Source organism: Pelomonas baiyunensis (genome assembly GCF_043555935.1).
Lineage (GTDB): Bacteria > Pseudomonadota > Gammaproteobacteria > Burkholderiales > Burkholderiaceae_C > Pelomonas > Pelomonas baiyunensis.
Map to the genome: position 1 here is coordinate 217541 of NZ_JBIGIB010000006.1, position 14195 is coordinate 231735.

Sequence of the window (14195 nt, forward strand, 5' to 3'; positions counted from 1 at the left end):
GCGGTGCGGAGCGGTGATCTCAAGGGGGGCCGTACAGGGCCTGCACCAGGTCGTTGCGCCAAGCGTGGGCCACGGGGTCGTACAGGCCGAAGCCCGAGGCCAGTTCCCAGTACATCCAGGGCATTTGGCGGCTGGCCGTTTCGCGGCGCATCGCCTGCAGGTAACGCACCCGCGCGGCAGCGGGCGCCTTGCTGTAAGCGCCGAACTCGCCCACCACCACCGGGTAGCCCAGGGTTTGCGCGGCATTGGCAGCCAGGTCTAGCCCTTCGCGAATCTTGGCCAGCTGGGCCGTGTCGCAGCAGTCCACCCCGGTGGGCATGACGGGGCTGATCCACTCCGCCCCCTGGTGCGTGAAGGTGAAGGGCTCGTAGTGGTGCACCGTCAGCACCAGGTTGGCATCGGCGGGCAGTTGCAGCTTGGCCAGGGCGTACGGGCTGTTCCACTGCACCGGGCCGAGCATCACCACCCGCGTCGGGTTGCTGGCCCGCACCACGCGCAGCGCGCGGGAGGCCAGCGTGTTCCAGTCGGCCTCCAGCTTGTTGTGCGGCTCGTTGTACAGCTCGAACACCAGGCGCGGCCCGGCCGAGGCAAAGCGCTCGGCGATCTGGCGCCACATCGCCACAAAGCGCAGCTGCACCACGTCGGCAGCCACGGCGGCTTCGCCGGCCTCCAGGGCGTCGCCGTCGAGCTGGTGGTAGTGGTGCATGTTCAGCACCACCGTCACACCGCGCGCCAGCAACTGGTTCACGATGCCCTCCACACGGGTCAGGAAGGCGGGGTCCAGCGTGGCTGCCGCGTCGGTGCTGGCGTGGTTGCTCCAGCGCACCGGCAGGCGCACGGCCTGGCTCACCGCCGGGGCGGGGCCGAAGAGGCGAATGAACTCGTCCTCCACCTTCAAGCCCCAGGCGCCTTCGGTCGGCCCCTCCAGCATGTTGCCGAAGTTGATGCCGCCGGCCAGAGCCGCCGCAGCCGTGCGCGCCGCGGCCGAGGCACCGGGCGGTGTGCCTGCGGGCAGCGGCGGGTAGGCGGCCCACGGGTCTGGCGCCGGGGTGGGGGTCGGCGTGGGGGTCGGCGTGGGGGTGGGCGTGGGGGTGGAGGCGGTCGCACCGCCCCCGCTGCCACCGCCGCAAGCGCACACCAGCCACGCGGCCAGGGTGCAGGTGATGAGGCTTCGGCGCATGGCAGGGCTCCTCAGTCGTGAGCGGGCGGCGTCACGCCCAGCGCGGCCAGCACGTCCTGGCAGGCACCCAGGGTGTGATAGTCGGTCTTGCCGGCGGGGCTTTTTTCGTCGGTGAGCTTCTGGTTGGCCGGGCCCAGGATGCGGTACCAGGCGCCGTGCGTGTGGTCCACGAAGTGCTCCCAGGCGTAGTCCCACAGCCGGTCGTACCACTGCCAGTAGGTGTCGTCGCCGGTGCGCACCGCCAGCCACGCCGCGGCGGCCAGGCTTTCGGCCTGCACCCAGAAGTACTTGTCGCCGTCGCACACGCCGCCGCCTTCTTGCGGCGGGGCAAAGCCGTACACCAGGCCGCCGTGGGTGGCGTCCCAGCCCTCGCGCATGGCGGTGTCAAAGAAGTGCTGCGCCGTGGGCACCAGCCAGGCCGGCGCGGCCTCGCCCAGGCGGCGGTCCAGCATCAGCAGCAGCTTGGCCCACTCGGTGAGGTGGCCGGTTTGAAAGCCCCAGGGCCGGAAGATGTTGGTCTTGTCGTGGCGGTTGTAGTTCCAGTCGGGCGTCCAGTCGGGGTGGTAGTGCTCCCACACCAGGCCGCCGGCCTGTGCGGCCTGGCGCTGGGCAATGGACGTGGCCAGTTGCAGCACACGGGCCAGGTAGCGGGCCTTGCCGGTGGCGGCGTGCGCGGCCAGCAGGGCCTCGCAGGCGTGCATGTTGGCGTTCTGGCCCCGGTAGGGGCCCACGCGCCAGTCGGGCGTCGCCTCGTCGGCGTACAGGCCGTGCGCGGGCTCCCAAAAGCGCTGCTCCATCAGGTCGAACGTGGCCGCCACGCCTTCGCGGGCGCCTGCCACGCCGGCTTCGGCGGCGTGGGCGTGGGCCAGCAGCACAAAGGCCAGGCCGTAGCAGTGCAGCGTGCCGTCGGTGACGGTGGCGTGGCCGTCGTGCCAGTCCAGCACCCAGGCGTAGCCGCCGTTCGCTTGGCGGTGCGCGCCGTTCACAAAGGCCAGCGCGTGGGTCACATCGCCCACCGGCGCGCCAAACCAGCGCCAGGCCAGCGCGTGGTTGAACACGAAGCGCGTGCTGCTGACGAGGTGGCGGGTGCGGCGGTCGTACACCGTGCCGTCGTCCTTGAAGAACTGAAAGCAGCCGCCGCTGGGGTCGTTCACGCGCGGGGCGTAGAAGGCCAGCGTGTGGCGCATGTGGGCCAGCAGCGCGGCGGGCTGGCGCAGGTCAGGGCGGGGCATCACTTCAGCACCTCGGTTTGCAGGAATCGGGTCAGCTCGTCGGCCATGCGGGCGTGCACATCGATGCGCGGGTGCGCCCAGGCAAAGGCGTCGAAGCGGTAGCTCCACACGCGCAGGTCGCCCTCGGCGCGCAGCGTGGCCACGGCCTGCTGCACGGCTTGCGGCAAGGCGGGTTGCTCGCGCGGGGCCGACATGCCGCCCAGCAGCAGCACCAGGCGGGCCTGCGGGTAGCGCTGGCGCAGCTGCCGCACAAAGGCGAGGTAGCGCGGGGCGAAGTCCGCCGCCATCGCCTGGCCCTTGGAGGCCGGGAAGCCGTGGTCGTTCTGGCCCAGGTTCAGCAGCACCACATCGGGCGCTGGGGTTTCGACCGGGGCGAGGGCGGCGTCTGCACGGGGGGCGTCGCGGTTCCACACCTGGGGCATCAGCAGGTCGTGCCAGGTGGCGGTGATGCCGATGCCGCTGACGGCGATGCCCACGTAATCGGCCCCCAGCCGCTGCGCGGTGAGGGCGCCGTAGGCGCGGGTGCCGTCGTGGAAGTAGAGGTCGTCGTACTGGTCGTCGCCCACGTCGCCGTTGCAGGCGCCGGCGGTGATGGAGTCGCCAAAAAACGCCAGCCGCAGCGGCCGTGCCGGCGGCGGCGCCAGCAAGGCCCCGCCCGGGGCCAGGCTCAGGCTCAGCAGCGCGGTTTCGGCCATGGAGCCTTCGGTCCGCTTCACCAGCCGAAGCGTGTGTTCGCCCGCCGCCAGCGGCTCGCGCAGTTGCCAGTGAGAAGCCCCCTGGCCCGGCACCGCCAGCCACAGCGGCCGGCCGTCGATCTCCACCGTGAAGTGGCTGGTGCCCCAGTGCGTGGACGCAAAGCTCAAGCCCAGCGCAGTGCCGGTGAAGCGGGCGCGCAGCTCGGTGCCGCTCCAGGCCAGCAGCCGGCCGCCCGCGGTGCCCGGAGCCGGGCCCACGCGGCCCACCCAGCGCAGGTGGGCGTCGTTGGCCGGCACCTGCACCGCACCGGGCGGTGGCGCGTTGCGGCGCTCGAACGCGGTGGGGCGCAGCGCGGGCGGATACAGCCCCGCCGTCATCACCGCCAGCAGGCTGGCCGGGCGGCCGCTGCCGGCCCAGGTGTCGCGCTTCATGCGCACCTGCAGCAGATGGGCGGTGGGCTCCAGGCCGCGCGCCACCACGGTGTAGTGCCAGCCCAGGTAGCCGCGGCGCTCGGGCACCTGGCCTTGCAGCGTCACCCAGGGGCCGTCGTCCACGCGGGCTTCGAGGTTGCGAAAGTGCTCGCTCTCGGCATGGAACACCGCCACCTCGGCCCCGTGCACCAGCCATTGGGCTTCGGCGTCGTCGGCCGTGGCCGCCCAGCCGGGTTGTTGGCCGGGCCACTCGGGGTGCACCGGGCCGCCGCGCGCAAAGCCGTGGCCGAAGGGCGCGGGCCAGGTGTCGCCTGTGAGAAGACGGGTGAACTCGTGCGCGCGGCCGAAGCGGGGTTCGGGCATTGCGGTGCGTGCGGGCGGCGCGACTGCCGCGTCGCGCGGCGGGCGGTGGGCTTGCAAGGTTTCCAACAACGCCTGCGCAATGCGCTGGTGGCCCACGGCGTTGGGGTGCACGGGTTCGTCGTACAGCGCGGCCCAGCGGTCGTGGCCGGCGTCCACGCGGGCTTGCATCCAGCGGCCAAAGTCCAGTGCGGGCAGGGCGTAGTGCGCGGCCAGTTGCAGTTGCACGTCCACCGCGTCGCGCGGCTGGTTGCCTTGTTGCGTCAGGCCCAGCACCACCACGGCGGGCGGCTTGGAGGCTTGCAGCAGGCGGCGCAGCAGGGCCTCAAAACTGCTGCCGCGCACGGCGGGGTCCAGCCACGGGTCGTTCACGCCGAACTCCACCACCACCAGGTCGGGCGCGGCGTCCAGCACCTGGGTTTGCAGGCGGTGCACGGCGGCGGCGGAGTCAGTGCCACTCACGCCCGCGTTCACCAGCCGCACCTGCGGGCCCAGCGCCCGGGCCAACTGCGCGGCCCAGCCCTGCTCGCGCGGCGGCTGGGCGGCGTAGCCGGTGGTGATGGAGCCGCCCACGGTGGCCACCGTCACCGGCTGGCCGGCGTCCAGCCGCTGCCACAGCGCCTGCAGGCGGGTGTCGGGCGACGGGGTGGCGTTGGCGGCGGGGGCAGCGGGGGCCGCCACGGGCAGCAGCAGAGAGCAGGCCAGGGCGAGTCCTTGAAGGGCGTTCATGCGGGGCGGGGTGTTGCACCAACCTTTGGCGCAACGTTTACTAAACGAATCGCATTATGTTCAGCTGTTTCGCTGCGGAATAGGCCGTTGTGTGATGTAACCATCAGGAATATCCCCGAGTGTGGTGTGCGAATCGGAGAAACAGAATGCGCAACAAAACAATGTTTAGCTTTGCTGTTGAGCGAGGCGGGAGACAAAGCGGCGGGCCCTGACCGGGCTGCGGCGAGGCGTCTTTCACCGCGCAACCAGCGGGCGGTGCCACCACGAAGACGTGCCCTGTGAACCCTGAACGACTGATGGACCTGCATGACGGCTGGCAGCTGGCCGAGGCGCCCGACGGCGTGCCCGAGCCCGCCCTGGCCGACCTGCCTGCGGCGGCCTGGTGCCCGGCGGCCGTGCCCGGCACGGTGCATGGCGCGCTGCTGCAAGCGGGCCGCATGCCCGACCCCTTCTACGCCTGCAACGAGACCGAGGTGCAGTGGGTGGGCGCGCGCCGCTGGGTGTGGCGGCTGCGCTTTGAGGTGCAGGCCCCGTTGGCCCCGCGCGAGGAACTGCTGTTCGAGGGCCTGGACACCTTTGCCCGCGTTTGGCTGAACGGCCACTGTGTGCTGAGCACTGACAACATGTTCGTGCCCCACCGGGTGGACGTGCGGCCCCACCTGCGCGTGGGCACCAACGAGCTGCTGCTGTGCTTTGACCCGCCCCTGGCCCGCGCCCGCGAGGTGGAGGCCGTGCACGGCCGCCGCGCGCTGTGGAACGGCGACAGCGCCCGCCTGCACGCCCGCAAGGCGCAGTACCACTTCGGGTGGGACTGGGGCCCCGAGCTGCTGGTGAGTGGCCCGTGGCGCCCGGTGCGGCGCTGCAGCGGTGCGGCCCGCCTGGCCGAGGTGCAGGTGCGCAGCACGGTGGATGTGCCTGCGCTGCAAGCCCGCGTGGAAGTTGCCGTGGAGGTGGCCGTGCCGGTGCAAGCCCTGCCGGGCGATGCGACCGAACTGCGCTGTGCCGTGGAGCTGCTGAACCCCGCCGGCGAGCGCGTGGCCGGCGAGGTGCTGCCCGTGCCGCCCCACGCCGAGGGCCGCGTGCAATGCAGCTTGCCCGTGGCCCAGGCCCAGTTGTGGTGGCCGCTGGGGCAGGGCGCGCAGCCGCTGTACACGCTGGTGACGCGGCTGCTGGCCGGCGCCGAAGTGGTGGCCGAAGACCGCCGGCGCATCGGCCTGCGGCAGTTGCGCCTGGTGCAGGCGCCGGTGGCCGATGAGGCGGGCCTGAGCTTTCACTTCGAGGTGAACGGCCAGCCTGTGTTTGCCGGCGGCGCCAACTGGATTCCGGACGACAACCTGCTGGAACGGATCACCCCCGCCCGCTACCGCGAGCGCGTGGCCCAGGCCGCCGCCGCGAACATGAACATGCTGCGCATCTGGGGCGGCGGCATCTACGAGCACGAGGCCTTCTACGAGGCCTGCGACGAGCTCGGCATCCTGGTGTGGCAAGACTTCATGTTCGCCTGCGGCCTGTACCCCGCCAACCCGGCGTTCCAGGCCAGCGTGCGGGCCGAGGCCGAAAGCCAGGTCAAGCGCCTGCGGCACCACGCCTGCCTGGCGCTTTGGTGCGGCAACAACGAGGACTACATGCTCGCCGAGTCCCAAGGCCTGGCGGGCCCTGGCGTGCCGGCCGACCGCTTCGAGGCGCGGGCGCTGTACGAAGGCCTGCTGCCCGAGGTGTGCGCCGCGCTCGACCCCGACCGCCCCTACTGGCCGGGCAGCCCGTTCACGCCGGGCGAGGGCGCGCAGTCGTCCGACGCCACCGTGGGCGACCGCCACAGCTGGGAGGTGTGGCATCAGCAAATGCTGCCCTACCAGCGCTATGGCGACGTGCAGGCCCGCTTCGTCAGCGAGTTCGGCATGCAGTCGCACCCGAGCTTCGCGCTGCTGGAACAGGTGCTGCCCGAGGCCGAGCGCTTTCCGGAAAGCCGCACCGTGCAGTGGCACAACAAAGCCGGCTCGCCCACGGGGCCCGACGGCCACCGCCGCCTGGCCGTGTACCGGGCGGACAACCTGCGCGTGGGCCCCACGCTGGCCGAGCACGTGTACGCCTCGCAGTTCGTGCAGGCCGAGGCCATGCGCGTGGCCTACCAAGACTTCCGCCGCCGCTGGCAGCGCCCCGGCGCGCGGGCGGTGGGCGGCGCGCTGGTGTGGCAGCTCAACGACTGCTGGCCCGTCACCAGCTGGGCGCTCATCGACTCGGCCGGCACCGTCAAACCCGCCTGGCATGTGGTGCGCCGCGCGCTGGCCCCGCTGGCTGTGGCCGTGCGGCTGGAAGCTGGCGGTGTGCGCGTGGCGGTGATGAACGGCAGCCCCGAGGCCCGCACCGTGTGGCTGCGCTGCCGGGTGTTTGACTGGGCCGGCCGCCTGCTGGCCGAAGCCGCCCAACCTCTGGCTGTGGACGGCAGCACCAGTACCGAGCAGCCCTGGCCGCTGGCGGTGCCCGCTGATGCCGGGCCGGTGGTGGCCGAGCTGTGCGCGCTGGCGCATGAAGGCGGCCCCGAACTGGCGCGTGACTGCGCCTGGACCGAGCCCTTCCGCTTCCACCGCCTGGGCGCCGCGCCGCTGCGCATCACGGCGGAAGCCGGCGGGCTGCGCGTGGCGTGCGAGCAACCGGTCAAGGGCCTGTGGCTGCAAGGCCCGGGGCTGGAGCTGGCCGACAACTTCATCGACCTCGTGCCCGGCGCGCCGCGCTGGATCGAGTCTCGGATAGCGCTACCTGCCAGCGTGGACGCCGTGGCCGTGGACCGGCCGCTGACCCGCTTCAGCCTCGCGACGCGTCAGGGGTGAGGCAGCCATGCGGATTCACCCTATCCCTGATACCCCTGATGTTTGTGACGTTGACGACTGGTAGCGTTACCACATTCCCGCGGCCGTGAGGCGGCGCGGATCGACACGAGCCCCTTGAGGGCCGCATGTTTCCCACCAAAGAGGAGCAATACGGATGAGACATTTCAAACGGACAACGCTGTCGCTGGCGGCAGTTCAGGCCTTGGTCTGGACGGCATCGCCGGTGCTGGCGCAGAACACGGCGGCCCCGGCCGCGGCCACCACGCCGGCGGCCAAAGACGCCAAAGACAAACCCGCCCAAACGCTGGAAGCGGTGGTGGTGTCGGGCCGGCGCGCGGCGCTCGCCACGGCGCAGAAGATCAAGCAAGACTCCGACGAAATCGTCGACTCGGTTGTGGCCGAGGAAATCGGCAAGCTGCCGGATCGCTCCGTCACCGAGGTGCTGCAGCGCGTGGTGGGCGTGGCCATGGACCGCGTGTCTGCCTCCAACGACCCGGTGCACTTCTCGGCCGAAGGCTCGGGCGTCATCATCCGCGGCCTCACCTACGTGAGCTCCACGCTGAACGGCCGCGAGACCTTCAGCGCCAACCAGGGCCGCACCCTGGGCTTTGAAGATGTGCCGCCCGAGCTGATGGCCGGTGTGGACGTCTACAAGAACCCCTCGGCCGAGCAGATCGAAGGCGCCATTGGCGGCCTGGTGAACCTGCGCACCGCGCTGCCGTTCGACTTCAACGGCTTCAAGGCCTCGCTGTCGGGCAACTACACGCACAACTCGCTCAACGGCAAGAACAAGCCCAGCATCTCGGGCCTCATCACCAACAGCTGGAACACCGACATCGGCAAGGTGGGCCTGCTGCTGGATGTGGCGCACTCGCTCAGCTCCGCCCGCACCGACGGCCTGGTGGTGGACCCGTACTACATCGCCAACGCCACCTCCAAGCAGTGGAACCCGCGCGACATGGGCTGGCGCCAGCAAAGCTACGACCGCACGCGGGACGGCCTCTACGCCGCCGCGCAGTGGAAGAAGGACGACCTGGAAAGCTCGCTCAGCTTCTTCCGCTCCAAGTACAAGTTCGACTGGAACGAGTTCAACGTCATCGCGCAAACCAACCCGTTTGACGTCAACGTGCTGTCCGGCACGTACGACAACGCCGGCGTGCTGCAAAAGGGCGTGCTCACCGGCAAGAAGAACGCCGACGGCACCTACCAGGGCATCGAGGTCGAGAACCAGACCCGCTTCTCCAAGCGCGCGTCCAAAACCGACGAACTCGCCTGGAAGCTGGCCGGCAAGGTGAACGACCAGCTCACGCTGACGTCCGACTTCCAGTACATCCGCTCCAAGACCAACAACTTCGACTCCACCGTGGGCGCCGCCGTGCAGCTGCCCAAGGAAACCATCGACCTCACGGGCAGCATGCCCCGCCTGGTGTTCGACGCCAGCGACCTGGCCACGCTGAACGACCCGTCCAAGTACTACTGGTCCATGATGATGGACCACCTGGACAAGGGCAAAGGCACGCAGAAGTCGTGGAAGGGCGATGCCCGCTACGTATTCAAGGACCACCCCATCCTGAACGACCTGCGCGTGGGCGTGCGCATCGCCCAGCGCGATGCCGAAACCATCAACAGCAACCCGAGCTACAACTGGGCCTCGGTCACGCACGCGTGGCAGCTGGGCTGGAACATCAACGACTTGGCCTGGGTGAACAAGACCGACATCCCGGTCTTCAAGAACAACTACAACGGCTTCTTCGGCGGCCAGTACCAAATGCCGGGGCTGTACTTCCCCGCGCCGTCCGTCGCGTTCGACTGGCCCAACAGCTACAAGAAGCTGCACCAGCTGTACCTGGACCAATGCAAGGCCTTCAAGCCCGACTGGATGGGCGCCGGCCAAACCGGCTGCGACCAGTGGCACAGCATCCAGGGCGGCCTGGAGTGGAACCCCACCTCGTTCGGCACCGACCCGCAAGGCCGCAACACCCAGAAGGAAAACACCACCGCCGCCTACAGCCAGCTGCGCTTCTCGTTCGACGAAGTGGGCGCGCCGATTGACGGCAACGTGGGCGTGCGCGTGGTGCGCACCAAGAACGAGGCCGACGGCTACACCACGCTGCAAGTGGCCACCGTGCCCAACGGCGCCACCGGCCTGCCTGTGGCCCCGCTCACGCCGTTTGCCAAGTCGCAGGTGTTCAACAACAGCTTCACCGACGTGTTGCCCAGCTTGAACCTGCGCTACAAGGCCGCGCCGGACCTGCAGTTCCGCTTCGCCGCGGCCAAGGCCATTGCCCGCCCGCAGTTCGGCCAGATGCAGGCCTACCTGCCCATGACGCAAAGCATCGAGCTCGACCAAAAGGTCGTGCCGCCCAACGTCAAGAAGGTCAGCTACACCGGCTCGGCCTCGGGCAACCCGATGCTCACGCCGATCAAGTCCACCCAGGAAGACCTGACCGCCGAGTGGTACTTCGCGAAGAACGGCTCCATCACCGTGGCCGCCTTCAACAAGAGCCTCAAAGACATCATCGTCAACCAGGCCTACGACTACAAAATCAAAGACAACAACGGCCAGGACGTGACCTTTGTGCTGAACGGCCCGGTCAACGGCGCCAAGGGCCACGCCCGCGGCCTGGAGTTCGCGTACCAGCAGTACTTCGACGGTCTGCCCGAGATGCTGCAAGGCCTGGGCCTGCAGGCGAACTACACCTTCGTCGACAGCAAGATGAAGCGCTACAACTCGGTCTACTCGGCCTATTGCAGCGCGGGTGCGGGGCAGGACAATCTGAACCTCTACATCAACGGTTGCGACACCGACGGCCGCGCCTTTGGCGACGTGCCGCTGGCCAACCTGTCGAAGAACACCTTCAACATCTCGCTGCTGTTCGACCGCGGGCCCATCTCGGCACGCCTGGCCTACAGCTGGCGCGGCAAGTACCTGTACGGCGTGGCGCTGAACTCGGACAACACCGGTCCGAACCAGACCAACGTGCTGGACACCAACCCCGCCAGCGCCACCTACAACCAGCACGACGTCGGCATCCCCCTGGGCCTGCCGCTGTGGGCCGACAGCTACGGCCAGCTGGACGCCGGCTTCCACTACAAGTTCGACAGTGGCGTGTCGGTGGGCCTGGAGGCGCAGAACATCACCAACAAGACCTACAAGCAGTTCATGCAGCAGCACATCGGCATGCTGGGGCACAACTACTTCACCTCCGGCCGCCGCTACACGGTGACCATGCAGTACAGCTTCTGACCGCAAGCCCGCGCAGCCCCGCCCTCGGGTGGCGGCTGCGCACGGCGAGCTTGAAGCTTGAAGCCCTGGGGCGCGTGGCGCCGCAGGGCTTTTTTGCATTTGCCTGCAGCCCCGGACTTGCGCTCTTGGTTGGGCGCTGCAGGGCGCTGGATGGTTCTGGATGGCGACGCATGGCGCTGCCAGCCCGGCCGATGGCACGCCTGTGCGTGCCTGGCAAACGGCCTGATCAGCCGACTGACAACGGCACGCGAACCCTGCGTTAGGCTTCGCCCACACCCACGCGCCAACCCGGTTCTGCAAGGCTCACCCACCCGCACGCTCTCCCGCATTTCATGTCCTCACCCACCCCACCGCTCATCCTGCTCAGTGGCTCGCTGGGCAGCGGCAAAACTACTGTGGCCCGCTTGCTGGCCGAGCAACTGCCCGACGGCGTGCACCTGGAAAGTGACCTCGTCTACACCTTCTTCCGCCACCCCGTGCCGCCGCACCTGCCGCAGGCCCAGCGGCAGAACGAAGCCGCCATTGCCGCCGCCTGCCAAGCCGCACTCGCGCTGCTGCGCCGCGGCTACCCCGTGGTGCTGGAAGGCGTGCTGGGCCCCTGGGTGCTGCCCTTGGTGCAGGCTGAGTTGGCCGGCTGGGCGGGCCCGGTGCACTACGTCATCTTGCGCACGACCCACGACGAAGCCCTGCGCCGCGTTCGCGCCCGCAGCGGCCCTGGCCTGGACGCCGTGGTGGCCGCCATGCACCCCCAGTTCGAGGCCCTGGGGTCGTGGGAGCGGCATGTGGTGGACACCACGGCGCTGACGGCGGAGGCGGTGGTGGGGCGGGTGCTGGGCGGGATATTGGGTAGAGATTGGGTGTGGCGTCTACGCGATGCGCTACCTGCGGCAGTTGAAGGCGTGCCGTGAGACTTGAAAGACCCCTTGGTACCGGCTGCGGTCGTTCGCCTTGCTCAATCCGGTGCCCCATAGCCGCAGTTCAACGCCCGGCGCATGGGGCCTTCAGTGCCTCGCGCTAAGTCGTAGGACACCGATCCGCTGGGCACATTCGTCGTCCGCACGAGGTGCAGCAGAGACGACCTTAAATAACCCGAGAACTTATTGGATCCCGGGGATTTGAGTTGGAGCGACCGTCAAAGCGAGCTCTAGTTCCGCCCATATGCCGGCATAAATTGGTGGCACGCGTCGCACTTCCGCTTTCTCCCTCACAAGAATCCCGAAATCAATGCCAAACGGGCCGAGTCCTGCAGCCGATGGCATTGGATTTGAGTTGAACTCAATGCTTGCGACGATCGACTTCTCAAAGTCCCCGTTAGGTTTTGAAATGTGCACGGGATCGCCAATGGATACTTTCGCAGCAAGGCTGTCCAGAGAGCCAATGGATCGAATTTCTCCAGCCCCTTTGTATGTCTTGGTTATCGTCCCTACGAGCTCCCCGTATGTGGAAAGTAATAGATTTTTCAAACTGCATGCGACTTGACCAACCAGCCAGTGGTCGTATAAATGGACCACCCGGACGATTGATGTGAGCGTGCCGCGATCCAAAGTCTGAAAATCCGAGCCGTGTGCGATTTCATTTCTGAGGTCGGCCAATCCATCGAGCACAGTAAACGACGTTGGATAGTAACCTGCAAGCTCATTGGCTACAACTTTCTTGAGGTGCTCCGGTTCCTCATTCGACAAGTCAATAGCAAGCCGCGAGAAGGTTTCCCTTACGGTGTGGGAGCGAAAATTTGCACTTGAGGTTGCAAATACATCGTAGTTCAAAACACTCCCCCCTTCGAGGCAAGAATGCAGATTAGCGATCAGGACCTGTAGGTCCGCCTTGTCACCGGTGCGCCCTTCAGAGATTGCCTGCGCACGTTCAATGGAGAACTTCTCGTGTGCTGTGCGCATCCGCTCGGGAAGTTTTTTGTACGCACCATGAATCTTCGATATTACGACTGCAACTTCAGCGCAAAAATCGCGAATAAATCGCTCATGGGCACCGTAGACGCCAACGATTGCGAAGGCATAAACGTGCTTCCTCCATGCGGTCGATGCCAGGTATTGCACTACCGGATTACCAGCCGGATTTATGGCGGGCAAGGCTGCCTTTTGACTCTCAAGCGACGAGGCAAACTCCAGAAATCGATAAATGTCACAGACGCTAGCCTCTAGGCTCTTAAAGGCGGCCCTCACTATTTACGCCTCCTGAGTGAATTCTTTGAGGAAATTCAAAAAGGCTTCATCGCGGCGCCGAATGTCGACCGGGTTTGTTTTTCTTCCGTCAAAGTCCTCATAATGCGCTATGTAGAAGCCTTGGAGCTTATCTTTTACTTCGGATTTTCTCGCAAGAATCTTATCGCGATGCTCAAGAAATCGGCTGAACCCATACATAATTGGATCGTAGGCAATGTACGTGGCTCGTTGAATCAAGGCGTCCACGCCTCGCCTTGAGCGCCAAAGCCAAAATGCCGATTCACCCAATACCGAATAAGCAAAATCCGCCGTATTCTTGAATGTCTCTTCTAGTGCGCTTAGCGTGCTTGGCGGCATTGCGTTAGCCGCCTTCAAGTATTGGTCTAGATACTCGTCAAGCCGCGTCCCGCCTCGCCAGAATTTCTGGCGCTGGCGGTGAGCGAAAAATCGCAATACCAATTCCGCATCTTCCATCGTCTTGTAGGCCTCATTGTCCAAGAGGTCCTGGGGAGGATTCCAATTCGGTGCCTTTGAAATTTCACCTTCCTCTGGCTCCGGGATTCCCCACATTCGACATAGCGCAGGGTGGCGAGAGAGCTTAATGCAGAGTGAATTCATTGCCCCAGGGAATAGTGCGTTCCGCTTTTCCTGGGGTGAAAGATCTTCGCCGCCGGTATTAATTCGCTCGAAAACTAACTGCTTAAGTCTGTCCGCCTGATCGGCGGATTTTGCGGTTTCGTGGAGCAGTACTATTGCAGACAAGAAGCGACGGTCTATTCCCCTTCGAACCTGTTCTGGTAGATCCGCATACTTGCGATCATTCAGTTCCGGCCAAAGCTTTAAACCCTGTAGTTGAAATTCATTTCCATAGAATTGGCTGATTGCTGTGAGGCGCTGTCTGCCGTCCATGACCTCATACCGACTAAATTCTTGTTCATACAGGAATACAGGCGGAATTGGGACATTAAGAATCAGCGATTCAATGAGCCGTGACTGCTTTTCTCGACTCCACCTCGGCCTCCGTTGGAAGTCGGGTTGCAGGTTGTAATCCGCTGACTGCACTACGTCCGGGATTTGTTTGAGCGGGTAGCGCGCTTGCTCAAGGACGATCCGGACCTCGCCGCTTACGTAGCGCTCGTCTATCTCAGCATCAGACGTTGGCGCAGCGGCCAAGGCTTCTTCATGCGGAGGCTTAAGCTGTTCACCATCAATCAGGATGGGGTCGTGCATTGGGTCGCCCATTTGGTGTCGTCCGATTTAAAAGAGTTAGCTGTATTTGACCAGTCGCCAGAGACTACTTCGAACTGCCTTG

At 66.4% G+C, this 14195-nt stretch carries 8 protein-coding genes; 3 read left to right on the top strand and 5 right to left on the bottom strand.

The window, feature by feature from the left end:
- Positions 1-19: 19 nt before the first annotated feature.
- The 3 genes from ACG01O_RS19640 to ACG01O_RS19650 are packed head-to-tail and all read right to left on the bottom strand — an operon-like array spanning position 20 to position 4628.
- Positions 20-1180 (bottom strand): glycoside hydrolase family 5 protein, encoded by a 1161-nt coding sequence (locus tag ACG01O_RS19640; protein WP_394387105.1) that lies wholly within the window; start codon positions 1178-1180, stop codon positions 20-22.
- 11 nt (positions 1181-1191) lie between these two features.
- Complete coding sequence (locus ACG01O_RS19645) at positions 1192-2412, bottom strand: AGE family epimerase/isomerase (protein WP_394387106.1); 1221 nt, start codon at positions 2410-2412, stop codon at positions 1192-1194.
- The gene (locus ACG01O_RS19650) at positions 2412-4628 is read right to left on the bottom strand and encodes a GDSL-type esterase/lipase family protein (protein ID WP_394387107.1); all 2217 of its coding nucleotides are present in this window, start codon (positions 4626-4628) and stop codon (positions 2412-2414) included. The genes ACG01O_RS19645 and ACG01O_RS19650 overlap by 1 nt, the downstream gene beginning before the upstream one ends.
- A gap of 278 nt (positions 4629-4906) precedes the next feature.
- On the opposite strand from ACG01O_RS19650, the gene ACG01O_RS19655 reads away from it, so the two are divergent.
- The 3 genes from ACG01O_RS19655 (at position 4907) to ACG01O_RS19665 (ending at position 11611) form a co-directional block, all read left to right on the top strand.
- Complete coding sequence (locus tag ACG01O_RS19655; RefSeq protein ID WP_394387108.1) at positions 4907-7456, top strand: glycoside hydrolase family 2 protein; 2550 nt, start codon at positions 4907-4909, stop codon at positions 7454-7456.
- A 154-nt stretch (positions 7457-7610) separates the two neighbouring features.
- On the top strand, positions 7611-10703 hold the full coding sequence (locus ACG01O_RS19660) for a TonB-dependent receptor (protein ID WP_394387109.1): 3093 nt from the start codon (positions 7611-7613) through the stop codon (positions 10701-10703).
- Positions 10704-11035: 332 nt separating this feature from the next.
- Entirely contained in the window at positions 11036-11611 is a 576-nt protein-coding gene (locus tag ACG01O_RS19665) for an AAA family ATPase (RefSeq protein ID WP_394387110.1), read from the top strand.
- 189 nt (positions 11612-11800) lie between these two features.
- Here the strand turns inward: ACG01O_RS19665 and ACG01O_RS19670 are convergent, their stop codons facing one another.
- Both ACG01O_RS19670 and ACG01O_RS19675 read right to left on the bottom strand, forming a co-directional pair.
- The gene (locus ACG01O_RS19670; protein ID WP_394387111.1) at positions 11801-12757 is read right to left on the bottom strand and encodes a HEPN domain-containing protein; all 957 of its coding nucleotides are present in this window, start codon (positions 12755-12757) and stop codon (positions 11801-11803) included.
- Positions 12758-12886: 129 nt separating this feature from the next.
- Positions 12887-14113 (bottom strand): DUF262 domain-containing protein, encoded by a 1227-nt coding sequence (locus tag ACG01O_RS19675; RefSeq protein WP_394387112.1) that lies wholly within the window; start codon positions 14111-14113, stop codon positions 12887-12889.
- Positions 14114-14195: the final 82 nt, after the last annotated feature.